The sequence below is a fragment of the Paenibacillus sp. FSL H3-0469 genome (assembly GCF_038051945.1).
GTDB lineage: Bacteria > Bacillota > Bacilli > Paenibacillales > Paenibacillaceae > Paenibacillus_AQ.
Window position 1 is genome coordinate 6,300,263 of record NZ_CP150302.1, and the last position, 22,040, is coordinate 6,322,302.

General features: G+C 54.6%; 19 protein-coding genes and 2 pseudogenes. 19 read left to right on the plus strand and 2 right to left on the minus strand.

Annotated elements, in window-relative coordinates; genetic code table 11:
• Positions 1 to 250: 250 nt before the first annotated feature.
• From NSS83_RS27595 to NSS83_RS27630, 8 genes are read left to right on the plus strand one after another with little or no spacing between them, the layout of a single operon-like run.
• Complete coding sequence (locus NSS83_RS27595) at positions 251 to 3,925, plus strand: nitrate reductase subunit alpha (RefSeq protein ID WP_341346918.1); 3,675 nt, start codon at positions 251 to 253, stop codon at positions 3,923 to 3,925.
• Positions 3,915 to 5,486, plus strand: coding sequence for a nitrate reductase subunit beta (gene narH / locus NSS83_RS27600; protein WP_341346919.1), 1,572 nt, complete (start codon positions 3,915 to 3,917; stop codon positions 5,484 to 5,486). Before NSS83_RS27595 ends, narH begins: the two co-directional genes overlap by 11 nt.
• Positions 5,479 to 6,045, plus strand: coding sequence for a nitrate reductase molybdenum cofactor assembly chaperone (gene narJ, locus NSS83_RS27605; RefSeq protein WP_341187578.1), 567 nt, complete (start codon positions 5,479 to 5,481; stop codon positions 6,043 to 6,045). Before narH ends, narJ begins: the two co-directional genes overlap by 8 nt.
• The gene (gene narI / locus NSS83_RS27610) at positions 6,042 to 6,728 is read left to right on the plus strand and encodes a respiratory nitrate reductase subunit gamma (RefSeq protein ID WP_209875083.1); all 687 of its coding nucleotides are present in this window, start codon (positions 6,042 to 6,044) and stop codon (positions 6,726 to 6,728) included. Before narJ ends, narI begins: the two co-directional genes overlap by 4 nt.
• Before the next feature lie 53 nt (positions 6,729 to 6,781).
• Positions 6,782 to 7,240: a GAF domain-containing protein gene (locus tag NSS83_RS27615; protein ID WP_341187579.1), complete on the plus strand. Its 459-nt coding sequence runs from the start codon at positions 6,782 to 6,784 to the stop codon at positions 7,238 to 7,240.
• A gap of 32 nt (positions 7,241 to 7,272) precedes the next feature.
• A complete protein-coding gene (locus NSS83_RS27620) occupies positions 7,273 to 8,283 on the plus strand; it encodes a sensor histidine kinase (protein WP_341188096.1) in 1,011 nt (336 codons plus the stop codon).
• A 28-nt stretch (positions 8,284 to 8,311) separates the two neighbouring features.
• On the plus strand, positions 8,312 to 8,959 hold the full coding sequence (locus NSS83_RS27625; protein ID WP_341187580.1) for a response regulator transcription factor: 648 nt from the start codon (positions 8,312 to 8,314) through the stop codon (positions 8,957 to 8,959).
• A 23-nt stretch (positions 8,960 to 8,982) separates the two neighbouring features.
• Positions 8,983 to 9,510, plus strand: coding sequence for a hemerythrin domain-containing protein (locus tag NSS83_RS27630; protein ID WP_341187581.1), 528 nt, complete (start codon positions 8,983 to 8,985; stop codon positions 9,508 to 9,510).
• A 65-nt stretch (positions 9,511 to 9,575) separates the two neighbouring features.
• Here the strand turns inward: NSS83_RS27630 and NSS83_RS27635 are convergent.
• Positions 9,576 to 10,277 (minus strand): annotated as a pseudogene (locus NSS83_RS27635) (Rpn family recombination-promoting nuclease/putative transposase); the annotation flags it as partial.
• A 261-nt stretch (positions 10,278 to 10,538) separates the two neighbouring features.
• On the opposite strand from NSS83_RS27635, the gene NSS83_RS27640 reads away from it, so the two are divergent.
• Genes NSS83_RS27640 through ilvB form a run of 4 tightly spaced genes read left to right on the plus strand, consistent with a single transcriptional unit; the run spans position 10,539 to position 16,080 of the window.
• Positions 10,539 to 12,029, plus strand: coding sequence for an MFS transporter (locus NSS83_RS27640; protein ID WP_341346920.1), 1,491 nt, complete (start codon positions 10,539 to 10,541; stop codon positions 12,027 to 12,029).
• Positions 12,030 to 12,041: 12 nt separating this feature from the next.
• Positions 12,042 to 13,322, plus strand: coding sequence for a gephyrin-like molybdotransferase Glp (glp, locus tag NSS83_RS27645; RefSeq protein ID WP_341346921.1), 1,281 nt, complete (start codon positions 12,042 to 12,044; stop codon positions 13,320 to 13,322).
• Between the two features lie 32 nt (positions 13,323 to 13,354).
• A complete protein-coding gene (moaA, locus tag NSS83_RS27650) occupies positions 13,355 to 14,371 on the plus strand; it encodes a GTP 3',8-cyclase MoaA (protein ID WP_341346922.1) in 1,017 nt (338 codons plus the stop codon).
• A gap of 32 nt (positions 14,372 to 14,403) precedes the next feature.
• Positions 14,404 to 16,080, plus strand: coding sequence for a biosynthetic-type acetolactate synthase large subunit (gene ilvB, locus NSS83_RS27655; RefSeq protein ID WP_341187586.1), 1,677 nt, complete (start codon positions 14,404 to 14,406; stop codon positions 16,078 to 16,080).
• A gap of 84 nt (positions 16,081 to 16,164) precedes the next feature.
• On the opposite strand, the gene NSS83_RS27660 is transcribed toward ilvB, so the two are convergent.
• Positions 16,165 to 16,890, minus strand: coding sequence for a YwiC-like family protein (locus tag NSS83_RS27660; RefSeq protein ID WP_341346923.1), 726 nt, complete (start codon positions 16,888 to 16,890; stop codon positions 16,165 to 16,167).
• A 199-nt stretch (positions 16,891 to 17,089) separates the two neighbouring features.
• Between NSS83_RS27660 and mobB the strand changes: the two genes are divergently transcribed.
• From mobB to NSS83_RS27695, 7 genes and pseudogenes are all read left to right on the plus strand, one after another.
• Positions 17,090 to 17,656 (plus strand): molybdopterin-guanine dinucleotide biosynthesis protein B, encoded by a 567-nt coding sequence (gene mobB, locus NSS83_RS27665; RefSeq protein ID WP_341188097.1) that lies wholly within the window; start codon positions 17,090 to 17,092, stop codon positions 17,654 to 17,656.
• Positions 17,657 to 17,680: 24 nt separating this feature from the next.
• A pseudogene (locus tag NSS83_RS27670) lies at positions 17,681 to 18,124 on the plus strand (molybdenum cofactor guanylyltransferase); the annotation flags it as partial.
• Between the two features lie 168 nt (positions 18,125 to 18,292).
• A complete protein-coding gene (locus tag NSS83_RS27675) occupies positions 18,293 to 18,778 on the plus strand; it encodes a molybdenum cofactor biosynthesis protein MoaE (RefSeq protein WP_341188098.1) in 486 nt (161 codons plus the stop codon).
• A 19-nt stretch (positions 18,779 to 18,797) separates the two neighbouring features.
• On the plus strand, positions 18,798 to 19,505 hold the full coding sequence (locus tag NSS83_RS27680; protein ID WP_341187588.1) for a DNA alkylation repair protein: 708 nt from the start codon (positions 18,798 to 18,800) through the stop codon (positions 19,503 to 19,505).
• Between the two features lie 107 nt (positions 19,506 to 19,612).
• On the plus strand, positions 19,613 to 20,104 hold the full coding sequence (locus NSS83_RS27685; protein WP_341187589.1) for a pyridoxamine 5'-phosphate oxidase family protein: 492 nt from the start codon (positions 19,613 to 19,615) through the stop codon (positions 20,102 to 20,104).
• 170 nt (positions 20,105 to 20,274) lie between these two features.
• Positions 20,275 to 20,832: an RNA polymerase sigma factor gene (locus NSS83_RS27690; protein WP_341346924.1), complete on the plus strand. Its 558-nt coding sequence runs from the start codon at positions 20,275 to 20,277 to the stop codon at positions 20,830 to 20,832.
• Positions 20,814 to 21,998: a DUF4367 domain-containing protein gene (locus tag NSS83_RS27695; protein WP_341346925.1), complete on the plus strand. Its 1,185-nt coding sequence runs from the start codon at positions 20,814 to 20,816 to the stop codon at positions 21,996 to 21,998. The genes NSS83_RS27690 and NSS83_RS27695 overlap by 19 nt, the downstream gene beginning before the upstream one ends.
• The last annotated feature ends 42 nt before the right edge of the window (positions 21,999 to 22,040 follow it).

Sequence of the window (22,040 nt, forward strand, 5' to 3'; positions counted from 1 at the left end):
GTATTGGCATGGAATTCCCGCTAGGAACTTCCCCCGGAGAGAAAGAGGGAAGTCCCTAATGGATCTCCCCGCCCGGCACAGCAGCGCAGAATCAGAGCTTTTCTCCTCAGGGGGGAAGGCTTTTTTGCTGCGGGATGAAGTCGAGGGAATTCCCGAGGTTCAATAGGTGTTTCCCTAATGGGAAGCGCAGCCGGGTAGATCCATAATGAGATTAATTGAATAGATTCGTACAAAGGAGTGTTCTGGACAGATGAAGAAGAAATTCGGCCTTAACTTTTTTAAGCCGGTAGAGAGCTATTCCGGGAACTGGTCCATTCTTGAAGAGAAAAATAGAGATTGGGAGAACATGTACCGCCAGCGCTGGTCTCACGATAAAGTAGTCCGCACCACCCATGGCGTGAACTGTACAGGCTCCTGCAGCTGGAAGGTGTTCGTGAAGAACGGGATTATCACCTGGGAGAACCAGCAGATCGATTACCCGTCCTGCGGACCGGATATGCCGGAGTTCGAGCCGCGCGGCTGTCCGCGCGGAGCTACCTTCTCCTGGTATGAATACAGCCCGCTGCGCGTGAAGTATCCGTATATCAGAGGGAAGCTGTGGCGGCTGTGGCAGACGGCGCTCCAGGAGCATGACAATTATGTCGATGCCTGGGCCAGTATCGTGGAAGATCCCGAGAAGGCCAGCCTGTATAAGAAGGCACGCGGCAAGGGCGGCCATGTCCGGGTTGCCTGGGACGACGCACTGCGGCTGATCGCGGCACAACTGATCTATACGATCCGCAAATACGGTCCTGACCGGATCGCCGGGTTCACCCCGATTCCGGCCATGTCGATGGTCAGCTATGCTTCAGGAGCACGGTTCATCTCACTGCTGGGCGGCCAGATGCTGAGCTTCTATGACTGGTATGCCGATCTGCCTCCGGCTTCGCCGCAGATCTGGGGCGAGCAGACGGATGTCCCGGAATCCTCGGACTGGTACAATGCCGGGTACCTGATGATGTGGGGCTCGAACGTGCCGCTGACCCGCACGCCGGATGCCCACTTCATGACTGAAGTGCGCTACAAAGGCACGAAGGTTGTATCGGTTGCGCCGGATCTCGCCGAGAACGTGAAGTTCGCCGACAATTGGCTGGCTCCGAACCCCGGCTCGGACGCGGCGCTTGCCCAGGCGATGACGCATGTCATTCTGCAGGAGTTCTATCAGGAACGCCAGGAGCCGATGTTCCTGAATTATGCGAAGCAATACACCGATATGCCGTTCCTGATTCTGCTTGATCCGCATGAGGACAGCCTGAAGGGCGGACGCTTCCTGCGGGCCAGTGATCTGGGCGATGCTTCCCCGCATTCGGACTGGAAGCCGGTGATCTTCGATGAAGCCACAGGGGAGATGATCGTGCCGAACGGGACGATGGGTCAGCGCTGGGAGGAAGGCAAGAAATGGAATCTGATTCTGGAGCGGGAGGACGGCAGCAAGGTGGAGCCGGCCCTGACGATTGAAGGCCACGGGGAAGAATGGACGGAAATCGTGTTCCCGTACTTCGACAATGCCGGCAACGGCACCTTCAGCCGGATCATTCCGGCCCGGAAGATGAAGCTTGCGGACGGCACGGAACGTTATGTCGCCACCGTATACGATCTGATGATGAGTCAATATGGCATTAAGCGCAGAGACAGTCTGCTGAACGCCAAGGGGTATGAGGATGAATTGTCCCACTACACTCCGGCCTGGCAAGAGAAGATTACCACAGTCAAAGCAAGTGTTGTTGTGCAGATTGCCCGCGAGTTCGCCCAGAACTCCATTGAGACCGGAGGGCGCTCCATGATTATCATGGGCGCAGGCATCAACCACTGGTTCAACAGCGATACCATCTACCGTTCGATTCTGAATCTGGTGGTGCTGACCGCTTCCCAGGGCGTCAACGGCGGCGGCTGGGCGCATTATGTCGGTCAGGAGAAATGCCGTCCGATTGAAGGCTGGTCCACGGTTGCCTTTGCCAAGGACTGGCAGGGTCCAGCGCGGCAGCAGAATGCAACCTCCTTCTTCTATTTTGCCACCGAGCAGTGGCGTTATGAGGAGAGCGGCACGGATTCCCTGAAATCGCCGACCGGCGGGGATGTTGCTTACCAGCACCCGGCAGATTACAACGTACTGGCTGCGCGTCTTGGCTGGCTGCCGTCCTTCCCGCAATTCAACAAGAACAGCCTGTTGTTCGCCGAGGAAGCGGCGCAGCAAGGCAAGAAGACGAATGCGGAGATTATCGGCCATGCCGTAGAAGAGATTACATCGCGGAAGACGCGGTTTGCTGTGGAAGATCCCGGCGCACCGGAGAACTTCCCGCGCTCGCTGTTCATCTGGCGCTCGAACCTGATCTCAAGCTCCGCTAAGGGACAGGAATACTTCATGAAGCATCTGCTCGGAGCGTCCGATGGTCTGCTGGCTGAACCGAATGAGGAGCAGAAGCCGGAGGAGATCGTCTGGCGGGAGGATGTGGAAGGCAAGCTCGATCTGATGGTGGCGCTGGATTTCCGGATGACCACTACGCCGCTGTATGCCGATGTGGTCCTGCCTGCCGCAACCTGGTATGAGAAAACAGATCTGTCGTCCACCGACATGCATCCGTTCGTCCATCCGTTCAATCCGGCCGTGAATCCGCTGTGGGAGTCCCGTTCGGACTGGGATATCTACCGCCAGCTCTCGGAGGTATTCTCCGAGATGGCGAAATCGCAGCTGCCCGGCGTCTATAAGGATGTAGTGATGTCCCCTCTGGGCCATGACTCCATCAGCGAAATCTCACAGCCGATGGGTCTGGTCAAGGATTGGACCAAGGGCGAAGTGCCGGCCATTCCGGGTAAAACCATGCCGAACTTCACCATTGTCGAGCGGGATTACACGCAGATTCATCATAAATACAGCTCGCTTGGACCGAATCTGGCGACCGGCAAAACAGGCGCACACGGCGTCAGCTTCTCGGTTGCCGAAGAGTACGAAGAGCTGAAGAAGATCAGCGGCGTGCATTACGATGAAACGATCCGGAACGGACTGCCGAAGCTGCAGACGGCCCGCCAGGCAGCGGATGCGATTCTGCATCTGTCTTCCGCCACCAATGGCCGTGTCTCCCAGAAGGCTTATGAATCAGCCGAGAAGGATCACGGGGTCGAGCTGCGGGATATCTCAGCAGACCGGGCCGCCGAGAAAATTACGTTCCAGAGCATTACTGCTCAGCCGCGTGAGGTCATTCCGACACCGGTATTCAGCGGCTCGAACAAGCAAGGCCGCCGGTATTCACCGTTCACTACGAATATTGAACGTCTCGTTCCGTTCCGTACCCTGACCGGACGCCAGCATTTCTATATTGACCATGAGATCTTCCAGCAGTTCGGCGAAGCGTTGCCGGTCTATAAGCCGACCCTGCCGCCAATGGTCTTCGGACCCCGGGACAAGGAAGTGAAGGGCGGGATGGATGCACTGGTGCTGAGATACCTGACGCCGCACGGCAAGTGGAATATCCACTCGACCTACCAGGATAACCAGCACATGCTGACTCTGTTCCGGGGCGGTCCGACGGTATGGATCAATAACGAGGATGCGGCGGCTCATGACATAGCGGACAACGACTGGCTTGAGGTCTATAACCGGAACGGTGTGGTAACTGCACGCGCCGTAGTCAGCCACCGGATGCCGAGAGGCACCATGTTCATGTACCACGCCCAGGATAAGCATATTCAAGTGCCGGGCTCCGAGATTACGGATACGCGCGGCGGAAGCCACAATGCGCCAACCCGGATTCATCTCAAGCCCACCCAGATGGTCGGCGGGTATGCACAGCTCAGCTACGGCTTCAACTACTACGGTCCGATCGGCAACCAGCGTGATGTCTACGTAGCCGTTCGCAAAATGAAGGAGGTCAACTGGCTTGAAAATTAAAGCGCAAGTGGCAATGGTAATGAATCTGGATAAATGCATCGGCTGCCACACCTGCAGCGTGACCTGTAAGACAACGTGGACGAACCGCAAGGGTGCGGAATATATGTGGTTCAACAATGTGGAGACGAAGCCGGGCATCGGCTATCCGAAGCGCTGGGAAGACCAGGAGCTGTACAAGGGCGGCTGGCAGCTGCGCAAGGGGAAGCTTGAGCTGAAATCCGGGAACAAGCTGTCCAAGATCGCGCTCGGCAAAATCTTCTACAACCCCGATATGCCGGAAATGAAGGATTATTACGAGCCGTGGACATACAACTATGAGCATCTGACCAACGCCGGGGAGCAGGAGCATTCCCCGGTAGCACGGGCCCACTCTGCTGTCACCGGCGAGAAGATGGATCTGGAATGGGGACCGAACTGGGAGGATGATCTGGCAGGTGCGCATGTGACCGGCCCGCTGGACCCGAACATTCAGAAGATCGAAGAAGAGATTAAGTTCAACTTCGAGAAATCCTTCATGATCTATTTGCCTCGTCTGTGCGAACATTGCTTGAACCCGAGCTGCGTGGCTTCCTGTCCATCTGGAGCGATGTACAAGCGGGATGAGGACGGTATTGTGCTGGTGGACCAGGAGGCTTGCCGTGGCTGGAGATACTGCATGACCGGCTGTCCGTACAAGAAGGTGTACTTCAACTGGCAGACGAACAAGGCGGAGAAATGCACGTTCTGCTTCCCGCGTGTGGAGGCAGGCCTGCCAACGGTCTGCTCCGAGACCTGTACGGGCCGTATCCGTTATCTGGGTGTGCTGCTGTATGACGCAGACAAGGTTCTGGAAGCAGCGTCTACCCCGGATGAACAGGACCTGTACAAGGCGCAATGCGATCTGTTCCTGAATCCGCATGATCCAGAGGTTAGAGCCCAGGCAAGACGGGATGGCATCTCCGAGGATTGGCTGGAGGCTGCCCAGAACTCACCGGTCTACAAGCTGGCCATTGAGCATAAGCTGGCCTTCCCGCTGCACCCGGAATACCGGACGCTGCCGATGGTATGGTATGTACCGCCGCTTAGCCCGATCATGAACTACTTTGAGGGCAAGGATTCACTCAAGAATCCCGATATGATCTTTCCGGCCATCGAAGAGATGCGTACGCCTATTCAATATCTGGCGAATATGCTGACGGCTGGCGATACGGAGACTGTGAAGAAAGCCCTGCAGCGGATGGCGATGATGCGCTCTTACATGCGCGCCCAGTCGACCGGTCAGGAATTCGATCTTAGCCGTCTGGACCGTGTCGGCATGACGGCGCAGCAGACCGAGGAGATGTACCGCCTGCTGGCGATTGCCAAATATGAGGACCGCTTCGTGATCCCGACCTCCCACAAGGAGCAGCACATGAACCCTTATCGCGCGCAAGGCGCGGCTGGCTATGGCAGCGACATGGGCGGCTCGGGCTTCGGCTCCGGCTGTGACGGCTGCGGACCGGCCAGTCCTTCCGGCGACACCATGAAGACCGGCAAGGAGATGTATGAAGAGAATTTCTACGGGGGGATCTGGCGTGATTGATCTGAACAAACTGCATCAATACAAGGAGTCCTTCGGTTATTTCGCCTTGCAGCTTATGTACCCGGAGAAGCTGGATTTCCATCCGGCTTTTCTGGAAGAGGCGTTTGACCCTGCTCACCCGGGATATGCCCACGTGCAGACATACTGGAAGCACATGCAGAGCTTCAGCCTGGAAGAGATTCAGGAGAACTATGCGGCTACGTTTGATTTTCAGAAGGACTGTGCGCTCTATATGACCTATTTCAAGTTCGAAGATGCCAAGGAACGCGGGCAAATGCTCGCCAAACTGAAGCTGCTGTACGAAATGTTCGGCCTTGAAATGCCGGAGAGCGAGCTGCCCGATTACTTGCCGCTGATGTGCGAATTCATCTATGCCGCGCAGTGGCTGGATGTCCCTGGTGCGCCGGAGAACTTCAAGATGCTGATGGCGATTCTGGAGGATGGTACGTATCATCTGGTGAAGGCGCTGGAGCAGCGGGAGAGTCCATATTATCACCTGGTTAAAGGGTTGCGGGAAACCTTCAAAGCTTGTGCGGAACAGGAGGCCCTAAGTCAATGAATATGATGGGTCAGTTTTTATGGGTTATTTTCCCTTATATGTGTATGGTGGTGTTTATAGGCGGTCATATCGCCCGCTACCGCAAGGATCAATTCAACTGGACAGCCAAATCCAGCGAATTCATTGAGAAAAAACAGCTGAAATTCGGCAGCATTCTGTTCCACCTCGGCATCATGCCGGTCATTCTGGGCCATATCGGCGGTCTAGCTGTTCCCAAGTCCTGGCTGGAGGCGGTTGGTGTCAGCGATCATATGTACCATATCGGTGCTGTATACATCGGGGGAATCTTCGGTGCGGCCACCCTGGCAGGGATGCTGATTCTGACCTCACGGCGCTTCACGCTTAAGAACGTCCGCCGGCTCAGCAGCGCCTCCGATCTGATCGTTAACTCGCTCCTGCTGTTCATTGTGTTCATGGGAATGTACTCCACGATTGTCACGAATGCGGTACAGCCTGAGTTCGACTACCGGGATACGATTTCGGTGTGGTTCCGCGGCTTGTTCATGTTCCGCCCGGACCCGTCGCTGATGAGCGGAGTGCCGTTCTCCTTCAAGCTGCACATCCTGTCAGGGTTCGCGATCTTTGCCTTCTGGCCGTTCACCCGGCTGGTTCACGTATGGAGTGTTCCGTTGAATTATGTAGGCAGAAGTTATATCCTATACAGAAGAAATAAATCAAATTAACGGAAGAGAGCAGCGTGGACTTCTTTCCCTGTTCGATCCGAGGAGAGAAAGCGATGATGAATAAGGTGGATTACCAGACGCGGCTGGACCAGATCCGCGCGGCGCTGGGATATGACTTCATGTCGCTGGCGTTCGCCGAACCGGCGGAGTATGACTATGCGATCCGCTGGAAATACGCTTCAGGCAATATCAGTGACCGCTACAAACGGATTGTGCTGCAATCCGGCAGAGGGATTGCCGGCATCGTGTTCAAGACCGGCAAGCCGTTCCTGATCCCTTCGGTGAAGCTCATGGTGAAGCCCGACAGCCTGTTCAATTACCCTATCACCAAGATGGAGAATCTGAACAGCATCGGGGCGGTGCCGATGTGGAATGATGCCCGCGTGGAAGGCGTGCTTCTGGGCGGCTTCAGAGGGGACCGGCAGGTGACTGCTGAGATGCTGCGTGACCTGGAGGCGACAGCTCGGGGCGGTATTGGAGACTTGAACGGGAAGGAATTGTTGCTCAGTTGAGGAACCCCGCTACGGATTTGCGCAGTGAGCTTATGACGAAGCTGTTCGAGAACAGCTCGGAGGCGATGTTCTTTTTTGACCGGCAAGGGAAAGCCCTGGCGATGAATCCGGCTGCCGAAACGATTGTCGACAAGGATATTCTGAGGCAGCTGTATCAGGGAAATCCTGAAGCACTCTGCGGAACCTGCCGGGGATATACCAGCGAGACGGAGCTGCGGACCTGCCTGAATTGTTATTTTCACACCCCGGACTCGGAGGAGTTCACCTCTTATCAGGTCTATCTGGAGACCAGGGACAAGGGAATTGTGCCTTATGCCGCAACCTTTCACACTATAGATGAAGAGAATGGAATCCGGGTCTTCATGCTCAGGGATTTAACGAGACAGTTCAAGACGCAAGAGAAGTTCTACCAGAACAAGATGATGAAGCATATTATTGAAGCCCAGGAGAATGAACGCAAGCGGATCTCCCGTGAACTCCATGACAGTGTTGCGCAAGAGCTGATGAGTGCCGTGATTGATCTGCGTGTGCTGAAATATATGACAACCGATGACGGACTGCTCAAAAAAGTAAAGCAAACCGAAGTGTCGATGACCCGTCTGCTGAGCGATATCCGCAACCTGTCAGTGGAGCTTAGGCCGGCTGCCCTGGATGATTTCGGTCTTGAGGCGGCTTTCCGCTCCCACTTCAAGCGGGTGGAACAAACGTATGGCCTGATGATTGAATATGAGTCCCGGCTGTCCGAGAAGCGGTACGGGAGCGAGATTGAAACGGTTATGTACCGGGTATGTCAGGAAGCGGTGCTGAATGCCTTGAAGTATGCCCAGGTCGACAGTGTCAAGGTATCGCTGACCGAGAACGACGGCATGCTCCAGCTGCTGATTCAGGATGAAGGGATCGGCTTCCATCTGGGCGATGAGCCTGCCGGAACAGGCTTGGGCTTGTTCGGGATGCAGGAGCGGGCGGAGCTGGTGGGCGGAACCTTCAGTGTGGATTCAGAGACCGGCAAGGGTACCCGGATTATGCTGCAGGTTCCTGTATGATGGGCCCGAGGAAAGGAATGAGCTTCTGATGAAGATCGTCATTGCAGACGACCATGCGATCGTACGCAGCGGATTCTCCATGATTCTTAATTTTCAGGATGATATTGAAGTGATCGGAGCAGCGGCGGACGGCAGAGAGGCCTACACCATGGTCGCCAAGCTCCGGCCGGATATCCTGATCATGGATTTAAGCATGCCTCCCGGAGAAAGCGGACTGACCGCAACCGGCAAGATCAAAGAGGATTATCCCGATACCCGAATTCTCATTCTGACGATGCATGACGATGATGAGTATCTCTTCCATGTCTTGAAGAACGGGGCCTCCGGGTATGTGCTCAAGAGTGCGCCGGATGAGGAGTTGCTGCTGGCGGTCCGCACGATTTATGAAGGCGGTACTTATATTCATCCCAAGATGGCTACCTCGCTGGTTCGTGAGTTCATTAAGCAGGACAAGACTGGCGGGACCGAGGATCTGTTCGAGCTGCTGTCCAAGCGGGAGCTGGAGATTCTGCCGCTCATTGCCAAGGGATACGGGAATAAGGAGATTGCAGAGAAGCTCTATATTTCCGTGAAGACCGTGGAGGCCCATAAGGCCAAGATTATGGAGAAGCTTAACCTTAAGAGCCGGCCCGAGCTGGTCGAATACGCTTTGAGGAAAAAAATGCTGGATTTCTGACCGGCCACTGGAGGGTTAGCCGTATGCCGGAACATACAGGCCTTAAGTTCACGTTGCCCGCGATGCGCATTCTTGAGAATGAACACCGCTATTTATCTTTTCTGATGGAGGAATGGCATGCCATTGTCCTCTGGTTTGAACAGGAGCAGCTTACGCTGGAAGAGGCCAGGACACAGCTTCAGAAGCTGCGCCGGGCGGTGCTGGAGTTCATGGTTCCGCTGAAGAAGCATACCGATAAGGAAGAGACGTATTTCTTCCCGCTGCTGGGCCGGTATATCGGCTTCGACCAGGGACCGCTGGCTGGCATTCAGGAGGAGCACCGCGAGATTGACGGGTACATCGGGCATTTCCTGCATCACTCTGAGGGAGATATCGGCCAGATGACACTCGCGGGAATCCGCTCAGCCGTGCACGATGCGGGTGAGGCCTTCGAGGTGCTGACCGTCCATTTTGTCAAAGAAGAGACCGTGATCTTCCCGATGGGCGAGAACCAGCTGAGTCCGAAGGACAAGGAACGTTTAGGTGAACAGTTAAATACGCTGATTACGTGACAAAAAAACAGGCCGCTCCATTCTAACTGGGGCGGCTTTTTGATACAACAGGGGACTTTTCACGGTCAGTGCTTCCCCATCTGTGCTTTTAACCTTAGGATTTGTTGTTCTGTGAGACCTGAAGCTTTAACAATAACTGAGGTTTCTACTCCAAGCGCAAGAAGTTCAAGTACTATGGCCTCTGCTCTTTTTTGTTCACCCTTAGCAATTCCTTCCGCACGTCCTTCCGCACGTCCTTCCGCACGTCCTTCCGCACGTCCTTCCGCACGTCCTTCTGCACGTCCTTCCGCTTTAGCACCGTTCATCCGTGAAGCCTCATCACGTAAATACTTCATCCGGGCATCATACTCCATACGTGTAGCGGCATCCTGGCTTAGAAATTCAAGTGTATCCATTGCTTTTTTTAACATGGGTTCATTCATGGTCAGCACCTCCCAGTTTGGTTGTTCAACACCCTTCAGGAATAATAACCAGTTGATTAAACCGCCTGTTAACGGTATAGCCTGCTCCTCGAGCTTTGTTAATTCCATCACATGAATCTCCAGATCATTGTTCAGCGAAATCCCGGTATGATCTTCCCGAAGGCGAAACACATTATGATGGCGGTCATTCGGTAGGCAGGAGTAGTTCAATATATTAATCGTAACACATTTCTTCAATTGGCTATAATCGTCGCCCTTTTGAATTTGGTGATAGTACATCTCACTCCAGTAAAAAAGTGTCCGCTTCTCCATATTGTAAGGATTGAACAATTGCATTTCGATGTTCTGTCCCTAAAACTCTGTAACGCATACAGTCAATTAGGCGGGGCTATTTTTTACAAGAATTTATATGTTTTAGGGTCCCCGCAAAGTACCTGAATCATCACCTACGCTAAAGCCCCACTTTGTGGGGTTATTTTAGGGTTTCCCCTGTCAGGGAAAGGGGACTCCCCTATATCTGAGCCGGGGAACGGCGGATACAATGAGTACAGGAAGTATTGATTACATGAAATCATCACAAGAAAAAACGGCGAAAAGGTGAAACGAATGATTAAAAAAATGCAATTGCCGCTGCAAACCTTAAACTTGATTACCGGATTCATGGTGTGGGTGATTATCTCTTCCCTGATGCCATTTATCTCGGAGGATATCAGCATCCCTCCCGGGCGGCTGGCGATGGTTACGGCCATTCCGGTAGTACTTGGCTCGATTCTGAGAATTCCGCTGGGCTACTATGCGAATATTCTGGGGGCGCGGATTATTTTTATGTCCAGCTTCATTCTGCTGCTGTTCCCGGTCTACTTCATCAGTGAAGCGTCCACGGTTACCCATTTGATTATCGGCGGCCTGTTCCTGGGTGTCGGCGGCGCAGTCTTCTCTGTAGGGGTAACCTCTTTGCCGAAGTATTATCCGAAGGAGAAGCACGGTCTGGTTAACGGTATCTATGGAATCGGGAATCTCGGCACAGCGGTTACAACCTTCTCGGCGCCTATACTGGCAGCACAGTTCGGATGGGCGAACGCAGTTAAAATGTATCTAATCCTGCTGCTGGTATTCATCGCTCTCAACTTCTTCTTCGGGGACCGTCAGGAGCCCAAGCTCCGCACTCCGATCATCGAACAGATCAGGGGCGTGTCCAGGAACGAGAAGCTCTGGCTGTTCTCCCTGTTTTATTTCATTACCTTTGGCTCCTTCGTAGCTTTTACCATTTATCTGCCGAATTTTCTGGTATCCAGTTTTGGTCTGGAAAAAGTGGACGCCGGGATGCGCACCGCCGGCTTCATCGCGGTGGCGACCTTCTTCCGTCCGATCGGCGGCTGGCTGGCTGACAAGTTCCAGCCCTTGTTCCTACTTATCTTTACCTTCAGTGTATACACCGTGGCTGCCATTATTCTGGCATTCATGCCGGACATGGGCCTGTATACAGCAGGCTGCCTGGCGATTGCGGTAAGTGCGGGAATCGGCAACGGTGTTATTTTCAAGCTGGTGCCGTTGTACTTCAATAAGCAGGCGGGGATTGCCAACGGGATTGTGTCGATGATGGGCGGCCTGGGCGGATTCTTCCCTCCGATTATGCTATCCGTGATTCATGCGGCAACCGGACAATATTCTATCGGCTTCATGCTCTTGTCCCAGGTGGCGCTGGCCAGTCTGGTACTCGTGGTGTGGCTGTACTTCCAGGACCGGCTGGCCCTTACCTCTGAGGTGTTCAATTCTACCGGCCAGGGGATTCTCGTTACGGATGTGTCCGGCCACATTAAGACGGTCAATCCGGCCTTCACGAAGCTCACCGGCTATACCGAAGAAGAGGTGCTGGGCAAACAGCCGAGCCTGCTGAAGTCCGGCCGCCAGCCGAAGGACTTTTACCGCGTGATGTGGGGTGAGGTCAAGGCCAAGGGCATGTGGCAAGGCGAGATCTGGAACAAGCGCAAGAACGGGGAAGAATACCTGCAGTGGCTGAATATCAGCGCGGTGAAGGATGAGACCGGTGAAGATGTCCGCTATGTAGGCACCTTCAGCGACATTACGCAGAAATAAACGGATGAGCGGATGATCATTCCAGCACCCGGTGAGGAGCAGATGAAGGTGGAGAAGACCAGAACTCCGGTTACTGTAGCGGAAGCGGTGCTGCGGGTAACCGGAAGAGTATGCCGCACAGGTCCGGAGACCATTCCGCTCCATGCAAGCTATGGACGTATTCTGGCTGAGCCGCTCACGGCAACCCATGATGTACCGCATTTCACCCGTTCCCCGTATGACGGCTATGCCATAGCTTCGGCAGATTCGGCCGGTGCTTCCGGGAGTAACCGGGTCAGCTTCACGGTGGTGGATCATATCGGCGCAGGGGAAGTGTCGCAGGCAGTAATCGGACGCGGCGAAGCGGTCCGGCTGATGACGGGGGCGGCGCTGCCGGCCGGAGCGGATGCGGTAGTCATGTTTGAGCAAGCGGTCCAGGCGGGGCAGACATTTACGATCCGCAAGGCGTTTGCGCCGCAGGAGAATCTGTCCCTGCAAGGGGAGGATATGCTGGCGGGGGAGATGGTCATTCCGGCCGGGAGCTTCATTCATCCCGGGGTTGTGGCACTGCTTGCTACCTTTGGCTACGGGGAGGTTAAGGCCGGGAAGCTTCCGGTGGTGGGGATTCTGTCTACAGGCACCGAGCTGCTGGCAGTGACAGACCCGCTTGTACCCGGCAAAATCCGTAACAGCAACGGGCCGATGATTGCCGCCCAGCTCGCGCGGATGGGTATCCCGTACCGGATCTATGATACGGCAGCGGACCGGCTGGAGGAATGCCTGCAGACCGTCCGGCAAGCACTCGCTGAGACTGACTGTCTGATCACTACGGGCGGAGTGTCAGTGGGCGATTATGACTATTTGCCGGAGATCTACAAGCGCCTTGGAGCCGATGTGTTGTTCAACAAGGTAGCGATGCGTCCCGGAAGTGTAACTACAGTGGCAGTGGCCGGGGATCAATTCCTGTTCGGACTGTCCGGCAATCCTTCAGCGTGCTTCACCGGCTTCGAGCTGTTCGTAAGACCTGCGCTTCTTAAGATGATGGGGGCGGACCATCTGTATCTGCCGCGTACCACAGCCGCTCTGGCGGAGGATTTCACCAAGGCGAGCCCGTTCACCCGGTTCATCCGGGCGGTATATGACGGCACTACGGTAAGGCCTGCCGGCTTCAACAAATCAAATGCTGTCTCTTCCATCGCACGCGGCAATTCCCTAATAGTACTGCCAGGCGGAACAAGAGGCTTCGCCGCAGGAGATAAGGTAGATGTCATGCTGCTAGGGATGGAAGAGGGCATGAATGATTGGGTACTGTAAGGCTAAGTGTACGGGAAGGGAGGTAGACGCACATGAATGATCATCCACTGCAGGATCAGCTGCGGCGGCCTATCCATGATTTGCGGATTTCGGTCACGGACCGGTGTAATTTCCGCTGCTCCTATTGCATGCCAAAGGAGATATTCGGTGACGACTATGCTTTTCTTCCATCCAGTGAGCTGCTCACCTTCGACGAGATCAGCCGGCTGGCGAAGCTGTTCGTCTCGCTTGGCGTAAGCAAGATCCGGCTGACCGGGGGCGAACCGCTGATGCGCCGCCATTTGCCGGAGCTGGTTACCAAGATCTCCGCCATTCCGGGTGTAGAGGATATGGGACTGACGACGAACGGAGTCCTGCTGGGCGGACAGGCAGCGCCGCTGTATGCTGCGGGCCTGCGCAGGCTGAATGTCAGCCTGGATGCGCTGGAGCCGGAGCTGTTCGGCAGAATGAACGGGCGCGGCTTCAGACCGGGAATGATTCTGGACGCTATAGATCAAGCGGCAGGCGCCAGGTTCGAGGTCAAGGTGAATATGGTCGTCCAGCGGGGGATGAACGAATCCGAGATTCTTCCAATGGCCGCCTACTTCAAGAAGCGGAAGATCACACTGCGCTTCATCGAGTTCATGGATGCCGGCAACGATAACGGCTGGAGCTATGATAAGGTCGTCACCAAGCAAGAAATCCTGCAGCAGCTGCAAAGCGTCTATACGCTGGAAGCTCTTGAGCAGAATTACAGCGGCGAGGTGGCGCAGCGCTACGGCTATCTTGGCAGTACGGCCCAGGTCGGCTTCATCACTTCCGTGTCGGAATCGTTCTGTTCCGCCTGTTCGCGTGCCCGGCTGTCTTCTGACGGTAAGCTGTATACCTGCCTGTTTGCCTCCAAGGGCTTTGACCTTAGGGCCATGCTGCGCGGAGGGGCTGGCGATGAGGAGCTGCTGGCAGCAATTAAGCAGGTATGGGAGATGCGCAGCGACCGTTATTCCGATGAGCGGACGGAAGAGACCCGCAGAAGCAAGGCCAAGATTGGCATGTCCTATATTGGCGGATAAATTATCTGGATGACAGGAGACGAAGGGGAAACATGAACGGAGCAGAGCTGTTGATTGAGATGCTGATTGACAAAAAGGTAGAGACCTTGTTTGGCTACCCCGGCGGCGCCGTATTGCCTCTATATGATGCGCTCTATGATAATGACCGGATTCAGCATGTGCTGGTGCGCCATGAACAGGCTGCGGTTCACGCTGCAGACGGATACGCCAGAGTAACGGGACGTCCGGGGGTAGCGCTGGTGACCAGCGGTCCCGGAGCCACCAATGCAGTGACCGGAATTGCTACTGCGTTCATGGATTCTGTTCCGTTAATTGTGCTTACAGGCCAGGTAGCGACTGACCTTATTGGTCTGGACAGCTTTCAGGAAGTGGATATCTACGGAATGACCATGCCGGTCACCAAGCACAATTATATCGTCAGAGACATTGCCGAGCTGCCCGGAATTGTGAACGAAGCATTCCATATAGCAACAAGCGGCAGGCCCGGTCCGGTTCTAATCGATCTGCCGAAGAACGTGATGAATGCGGAGTTCATTCCTGTCAGTGATGCGGCTACGCCTTGCTCTCAGCCGGTGATCCGGGGATACGAGCCGAATCCGTCCATTGAACCAGCGGATATTCTGCTTGCGGCAGAGCGGCTGAGCCGTGCAGAGCGGCCGCTGGTACTTGTCGGCGGAGGCTGCATGCAGGGAGAGACCCCTGCACTCTTGCGGGAATTCGCGGAGCGGCATCGCTTCCCCGTAGCGGGTACGCTGATGGGGATTGGGGCTTTCCCTTCAGGGCATCCCCTACATCTGGGTATGGTCGGGATGCATGGAACAGTGGCAGCCAACCGTGCGCTGCAAGCGGCCGATGTCGTGTTATGTCTCGGGGTGCGGTTCAGCGACCGGGTAACGGGCAAGCGGAAGGCGTTCTCGCCGGGATCGTATAAAATCCAAGTGGATCTGGATACCTCAGAGCTGAACAAGAACATCCCAGTAGAGCTTGCGGTGACCGGCTCTTGTGAGCAGCTGCTCAGAGGAATACAGGAACAAGTACATACAGTAGAGCATCCGCTCTGGGAAGAGCAGATCGAGGTCTGGCGTCAGCGCAAGCCGAAGCCCGGCCGGGAACAAGGCGTTAAGCTGACCCCGCAGGAAGTCATCCGCGCCCTTCAAAAGGCTACTGCAGGCGATGCGGTGATTGCCACCGATGTAGGCCAGCATCAGATCTGGACGGCTACGCATTATGAATTCTCGGAAGCCCGCTCCTTCCTGACCTCCGGCGGGCTGGGCACGATGGGGTACGGCCTGCCTGCTGCGATTGGGGCGGCCGTAGCTTTTCCTGACCGCGATGTGGTGTGTATTACAGGGGACGGAAGCTTCCAGATGAATATGCAGGAGATTATGACCGCCGTGGATCACGGCCTGAATGTCAAGGTGGCCATCTTCAAGAACGGGTATCTGGGGATGGTACGGCAATGGCAGCAGCTGTTTCTGGGCCGGCGTTATTCCTCAGTGCGGATCAGCTCGCCGGATTTCGTTGCCTTAGCCAAGTCCTTCGGCGCCCACGGGTTCCGGGCACGAACGCTGGCCGAAGCGGAGCAGATTATTGAACAGGCTCTGTATACGGAAGGGCTGGTCGTGATGGAATTTGATATCACCGAGGAGGATAATGTCTATCCCATTGTGCCGCCGGGCTCAAGCAATCAGGATATGATCGTAGAATAGGCTGGAAGACTTGAAGGAAGCTCCTCTCGCGCAGACTAGCGAAGGAGCTTCCTGGTTTTTGTCCAAATAAGCATGGTGGTGCTCCTAGAAATACAGCACCAGCACAGACACATATAACATGACGGAGAAGCCGATCTCGATCATACCGGTGTGCTTGGCGCTGAGACCTGTCCTCGGCAGAATGGCTGCCCGCAGCAGCAGAACCAGCAGCGGGACCAGCAGCGGGACCAGCAGCGAAGGAAACAGGAACAGTCCGGCTGCCGCGAACAGCAGATGATAGGCCACGGACCCGTAATAGAAGCGGATATTGTTCCGCTCACGGATGACGGTCTTGACATAGAAGGCAGTTCCTATGAAGTATAGCACCGCCAGCACGAACAGCTCATTCACGGCTCTCCAGTTCTCCCCCTGCCCCACATAGAAGACCGGATAAATCACCAGGCAGAACGCCACAATAGCGGAGATGTCATTAAGCAAGGCGCGTTCATTTCGGGTCCGGGCATAATAGAGGTTAACGGCGAATAACGGCAAGAGCAGCAGCACGAAACCCAGCAGCACGGGCTGGACAATCACCAGATAGAGGGCGAATGGAAGAAGCAGAAGCCCGTATAACCTGAGCGGATGGGCATAACGTGCGAACTTCCGGGTCTTCACCCCCTGCAAAAGCGGAAAGCTGAACAGATAGATCAGCAGCCAGCAGACAAACAGCGGAATATGTAAGAACTGCCCCTTGGAAGCAGCGACGCCCAGCAGAAAAGGGAGAATAAGCATCGCCCAGGCGCCGTGCTGGTTGGGGATGTATTTTTTCATGCAGTAATAGACCTCCTTCGCGGATATATCATGACATGTAAGCTGCCAGACTCTTTAACTATACTTGTACCCGGCCGGGAAGGCTGGTGATTTGAAGCACAGTGGCTTCCTGTCAGGCAATTAGGCGGGGAATGGGCAGCGGCTGGAATAGTGTATAATCGAAAATAGATCTTCAAGCAGAGGAGCAGACACCGTGACTATGGAATCCCAGCATGCGGCGGTACAGCGCCTAGTTCCTGTACTGCAAATCATCGGATACAAGAACAGCGGCAAAACAACTCTCGCCTGCCGGCTAATCGAGGCCTTGTCTGCGCAAGGATTACGGGTTGGCTCTGCCAAGCATGATGCCCATTCCTTCCAGCTGGATGATCCGGGGACGGATAGCAGCAAGCATCTCCTGCACGGTGCAGTGGAGACGGTATTGACCTCGCCTGAGGCAACAAGGGTCATGCGCAGATCCGCGGCTTCACTAAGGGAAATAGCGGAGTCGATGCACGGCAGAGTAGATCTGGTAATTGCCGAGGGGTTCAAATCTGCGGAATATCCCAAGATCGCCCTAATTCGCCGCACAGCGGACCAGATAACGCTGCAAAAGGAAGCAACGAACATACGCCTGTGGTTAAGCTGGGGAGAGGCTGCGGAACTACAGAGTGCTGCGTCTGGTTCCCGGATTAGCCCGGATAGTCCGCCGGTATTGCCATTGCGGGATCAGGCGCTTGCGGATCAGGCGGTTATCGCACTGGCGCTGTCACTGCTTCAGTCCTAAAATTTACTACAGGAGGTGTCCTTGGTGCTGACAGGAATTATACTGGCGGGCGGACAGAACACCCGCATGCAGGGCCGCAATAAAGCCCTCCTGACCTACCAGGGAGAACCGTTCATTGTCCGGCAGGTAAGGGAGCTGCAGACCCTCTGCTCCAGCGTGATTGTGGTCACGAACAATCCTGCCCCGTATCTGGAACGTCTTCCACCGGATATTCTATATATACCGGATGTTTATGCCGGGCATGGGCCGCTGAGCGGGTTTCATGCCGCTTTTCTCAATGTAGAGACGGACTATGCCTGGGTGGTAAGCTGTGACAGCCCCGATATATCAGCTCCGGCCGCCGCATGGATGCTTACCCGGCTTGAGGCCGGCGGCTATGATGCGGTTCTGCCCGTGATTGACGGCAAGCATCAGATGCTGCACGGCGTATACCGGCCGCACCGGATCTTGCCGGATATTACAGCAAGACTTGCGAACCGTGAATACCGGCTGGGCGGGTTGTTAGAATCACTGCACTGGTTAGGGGTGGAACGGGAGGATCTGGCCGGTGCGGGGCTAAAGGAAGATTTCGCGGCAGATATAGATACACCCGAACAATATGAGCAGCTGCTGCATCACTCGAAGGGAAGTGAGGAAATGGGCGATTCGTTATTTGAAATTACAGAATCCGTGATTATACCCGCTAAAGTATCCGATAAAGTTCTGCGCAGAGAGGCCGGGGCGATTACCTTATTCATCGGTACGGTGCGTGAGTTCACGCAGGGAAAAAAAACCTTGTATCTTGAATATGAAGCATACCCGTCCATGGCTGTAACGCAGCTGAAGCGCATCGGACAGGAAGTGCTGGAGCGCTGGCCGGATACGAAGGTTGCAGTTACTCACCGGATCGGCAGGCTGGAGATTACCGATATTGCTGTAGTCATCGCAGTCTCCTCGCCCCACCGTAAGGCTGCCTATGAAGCGAATGAATACGTGATTGAGCGGATCAAGCAGATTGTTCCAATCTGGAAGAAGGAGATGGGCGAGGACGGCGAGGCCTGGATTGGCGACCAGCTCGGCCAGCAGACGTACCCCAAGGGGCGTCCTGACTTGCCGGATATTCCGGCGGAAGACCAGAGGTAGCGATAAGGAGGAACGTTCAATGAATGCAGAACAGGTGATGCAGGAGCTTGAAGCGCTTGGCAAGGAACGGACCAAGAAGATGTATACCGCAAACGGTGCACGGGAACCGCTCTTTGGTGTGGCTACCGGTGCCATGAAGCCAATTTTTAAGCAAACCGGAATCAATCAGGCGCTGGCTGAGGAACTGTATGCTACAGGTAATTATGATGCGATGTATTTTGCCGGGATCATTGCTGATCCGAACGGGATGACAGAGGCGGATTACAACCGCTGGATGGACGGGGCTTATTTCTATATGCTGTCTGATTTCGTTGTGGCTGTAACCTTGGCTGAAGCGGATATTGCCCAGCAGGTGGCCGACGAATGGATCAGGAGCGGAGAAGACCTCCGAATGTCGGCAGGCTGGAGCTGTTACTGCTGGCTGCTGGGAAGCCGCCCGGATCAGGAGTTCCCGGAGAGTAAGCTGGCAGATATGCTGGAGCAGGCCGAGCAGAGCATTCATCAGTCCCCGGAGCGCACCCGGTATTCGATGAACAATTTTATGTATACGGTGGCCGTATCCTATTCGCCGCTTCATGAGCTGGCTCGTGAGACGGCGGAGCGGGTGGGTCCGGTTGAGGTGGACAAGGACAAGCCGAAGAGTAAGCTCATCAGCGCATACGATAATATTATGAAGGCTGTCGACAAAGGACGGATCGGGTTCAAGCGCAAGCATGTACGCTGCTGATCTCGCGGATTTCACCGGCATCCGGTAATGTTTCGCTGCTTCTGGTTAATAAATGCTATGCATTTGGATAACCTATTCCCTATCCTGGAAGAAAAGAGGCGGTAAAGATGTCAACTACACACCATAGTCACGAGGAAGCCGTTGAGACGGTCCGCAAGCTGATCAAGGGTATCGATATGGCCATGCTCACCACCATCTCGGAGGAAGGGCTGGTCTCCCGGCCCATGAAGACCCAGGAAGTCGAATTCGACGGAGACTTGTGGTTCCTGACCAAGAAGGATACCAGCAAGTTCGGGGAGATTCTGTATGATCCGCGAGTGAATGTCGTGTATGCTGATAAATCTTATGTATCGATCCGCGGGACAGCCGAAATTGTAAACGATGTGAACAAGAAGAAAGAGCTCTGGAGTGCAGGGTACGATACGTTCCTGAAGACAAGCTATGATGATCCGAATGTCATTCTGCTCAAGGTCCATGCCGAAGCCGCCGAATATTGGAAGAGCGGCAATCTGGCCGAGAAGGCAGTATATATGTTCAAGCGGATGACCGGCCAGGACACGGAAGGGCTGAATCTGAATCAGACGGTCGAGCTGGAATAGAGCAGACAGAAGGTTTTAGGAAGCTATAGGTTCATAGGTTCTGCAACGGAGAGATCAACAGAATTCATCTGGGGGTCTCTTTTTTTTGTTGTGGCGCTTGTAAAAGATAATTGTCACATTACATACGGCTCATGTGTTATATCTATATGCTTTGCAGAAAGGAGATTATCGTGGACCCTATCGAAGAGAAGATTAGAAGGATTCAGGGCGGGGAAGGAGGCTTGTACTCGGATGTGATCAGGCTGTACCAGCAACGGATTTACCTCTATTGTTACCGCTTGTTGAATAACAAGGAAGAGGCAGAAGACGCAGTACAGGATATCTTGATCAAGGCCTACCAGAATATCGGGCAGTACAAGCCTCAGGCAGATTTCACCTCATGGCTCTACAAGATTGCTTATCATCATTGCCTCAATCAGCTGCGGCGGCAGAAATCACGGCAGCAGCTGCGGAAGCTGCTGGGGCAGGAGGTTACGGAGAAGAGCGCCGAGCAAATGTTTGAGAACCGCCTGTTCAGCGAGCCGGTCTCGGCGGCTCTGGGGAAGCTGGATGTGGAGGACCGGAATTTATTGATCCTGCGGATTTATGAAGATAAATCATTTGCGGAAATCAGTGAAATTCTGGGTGTGAGTACGGCTACCGTACGCAAAAGATATGAACGGACCAGGGAAAAACTTAAAAAAGCGATTGAGCGAAAGGAGAAACAATTATGGGCAAGCGTGAATTAACTCCAGAGGAACAGTTTCTCAAGGATGGAGACCGTTCAGCACATTGGAACACCGTTGATGTTCATGATCCAGTAATGAAGGCGCTCGGGCTTGAGGGGGCATTGACTGCTGAAGGAGACGAGAACCTGCTTCAGACCCTTCCGCCAAGCGTAGAGGCACCTAAAGTAATGCGCAGAATGGAAACAAGAACCGGGCGGAGACAGAAGCGGATGCCAGTGAAGGGCTGGGCGGCGGCGGTCCTGGCACTGGTCTTGCTGGGCGGCGGCTATACCCAGTTCTCCGGTATACTCCAGCAAGGAGCTGAAGCCCAGAGTCCGGGTGAGGTCCGGCAAGGGGCTGGAGCCCAGTATAAGGTGCTTCCGTATCAGCCGCTTCCGGCGACGGCTTCCGGCGGAACGCTGATTGAGAAGGCGAAAGAACCCCTGAAGCCTTATATTCCCAACGCAGAGCCGGGTGCAGACGATGAAGCCAACAAGAAGCTGAGTATTCTCTATAACCAGAAGTATTCAAAAGGGGCAGAGCTTATGAAGGAGATTTTGCTTCCTGGAGAGTATGCCACCTATCTAATTACACGTGAAGGAGAGGAGGGAGAGGGGAGTATGAATATGTATCGTCCGCCCCTCACGTTCAAGGACTATACCGCCTATAAGACCAGTGTAGAGGAGCACAACGCTCCGGTCCTGGAGCAGCCGGCGTATCTGCCGGAAGGGTATACCCTGGACGAGGCCATCATCAACCCTTCTTTCTTAAAAGTGCCGGATGTGCAGGAGCTTAAAGGCGAAAACGAGAGAGACCTGGGAGACAACTTCCAGTTGGCCTGGAGAGTCGAGAAGGCGGAGAACATTGACTATCCGTATTCCTCCCTGGTATACAAGAAAGGGGAGGCTCAGGTGAGAATCAGTGTCTCGCGTGTGGATAACAACCAAAACCCGGCAGACCCGCTCTCGTGGAGTGAACATACAAAGATGGAGAATATCGAGATTAAAGGCAGACAGGCCATTTTCTCGGATGACTCGGACAACAAGGAACTTGACTTGGGATTTAAGTACGAGTTAGTTTGGTCTGACCCCGATGCAAAGGTCATCTATTCTGTGATCGCCGGCCAGGAGAATACGGAGCTAACGAAGGATGAGCTTATCGGCATTGCCGCCAGCATGATGAAATAATTAATTCAGAGTTGACACTCAGGGCTGTTTCACTATCTTAGG

What these genes read in the sequence shown, in the direction of transcription:
- NSS83_RS27595 (WP_341346918.1), top strand. Translation starts at nt 251, where the DNA reads ATGAAGAAGAAATTCGGCCTTAACTTTTTTAAGCCGGTAGAGAGCTAT.
- narI (WP_209875083.1), top strand. Translation starts at nt 6,042, where the DNA reads ATGAATATGATGGGTCAGTTTTTATGGGTTATTTTCCCTTATATGTGT.
- NSS83_RS27615 (WP_341187579.1), top strand. Translation starts at nt 6,782, where the DNA reads ATGATGAATAAGGTGGATTACCAGACGCGGCTGGACCAGATCCGCGCG.
- NSS83_RS27620 (WP_341188096.1), top strand. Translation starts at nt 7,273, where the DNA reads ATGACGAAGCTGTTCGAGAACAGCTCGGAGGCGATGTTCTTTTTTGAC.
- NSS83_RS27625 (WP_341187580.1), top strand. Translation starts at nt 8,312, where the DNA reads ATGAAGATCGTCATTGCAGACGACCATGCGATCGTACGCAGCGGATTC.
- NSS83_RS27630 (WP_341187581.1), top strand. Translation starts at nt 8,983, where the DNA reads ATGCCGGAACATACAGGCCTTAAGTTCACGTTGCCCGCGATGCGCATT.
- NSS83_RS27640 (WP_341346920.1), top strand. Translation starts at nt 10,539, where the DNA reads ATGATTAAAAAAATGCAATTGCCGCTGCAAACCTTAAACTTGATTACC.
- glp (WP_341346921.1), top strand. Translation starts at nt 12,042, where the DNA reads ATGATCATTCCAGCACCCGGTGAGGAGCAGATGAAGGTGGAGAAGACC.
- moaA (WP_341346922.1), top strand. Translation starts at nt 13,355, where the DNA reads ATGAATGATCATCCACTGCAGGATCAGCTGCGGCGGCCTATCCATGAT.
- ilvB (WP_341187586.1), top strand. Translation starts at nt 14,404, where the DNA reads ATGAACGGAGCAGAGCTGTTGATTGAGATGCTGATTGACAAAAAGGTA.
- NSS83_RS27660 (WP_341346923.1), bottom strand. Translation starts at nt 16,890, where the DNA reads ATGAAAAAATACATCCCCAACCAGCACGGCGCCTGGGCGATGCTTATT.
- mobB (WP_341188097.1), top strand. Translation starts at nt 17,090, where the DNA reads ATGGAATCCCAGCATGCGGCGGTACAGCGCCTAGTTCCTGTACTGCAA.
- NSS83_RS27675 (WP_341188098.1), top strand. Translation starts at nt 18,293, where the DNA reads ATGGGCGATTCGTTATTTGAAATTACAGAATCCGTGATTATACCCGCT.
- NSS83_RS27680 (WP_341187588.1), top strand. Translation starts at nt 18,798, where the DNA reads ATGAATGCAGAACAGGTGATGCAGGAGCTTGAAGCGCTTGGCAAGGAA.
- NSS83_RS27685 (WP_341187589.1), top strand. Translation starts at nt 19,613, where the DNA reads ATGTCAACTACACACCATAGTCACGAGGAAGCCGTTGAGACGGTCCGC.
- NSS83_RS27695 (WP_341346925.1), top strand. Translation starts at nt 20,814, where the DNA reads ATGGGCAAGCGTGAATTAACTCCAGAGGAACAGTTTCTCAAGGATGGA.